This is a genomic window from Bacillus sp. SIMBA_005 (genome assembly GCF_046535585.1).
GTDB classification, from domain to species: domain Bacteria; phylum Bacillota; class Bacilli; order Bacillales; family Bacillaceae; genus Bacillus; species Bacillus pumilus.
The window spans coordinates 1-241 of sequence record NZ_JAWRWI010001067.1 but is presented as its reverse complement, the minus strand read 5'-3'; the positions used below and the strand labels follow the sequence as shown (position 1 = coordinate 241).

General features: G+C 38.6%; 1 protein-coding gene. It reads left to right on the top strand.

The window, feature by feature from the left end:
• Positions 1-38 precede the first annotated feature (38 nt).
• A partial coding sequence (locus tag SB660_RS23395; protein ID WP_410584961.1) for a YitT family protein occupies positions 39-241 on the top strand: 203 nt, incomplete at its 3' end.

Genomic DNA, 241 nt, shown 5'->3' with positions numbered 1-241 from the left:
CAATATTTCGATAAAATAGAGTAAGAGACGTATACTAGTTGATTGGAGCGATTGATTTGAGTGATTCACAGACCACTAAGGTAGCTAAAGCAAGACGGCAAAAAAAGAATACCGTTCGGAAAATAACCGCCCGAATTGTTATGGTTGCCATAGGTGCTATCATTATGGCATTAGGACTAGAGCTATTTTTAGTACCCAACCACATTATGGATGGAGGAATCGTTGGTGTTTCCATTATTAC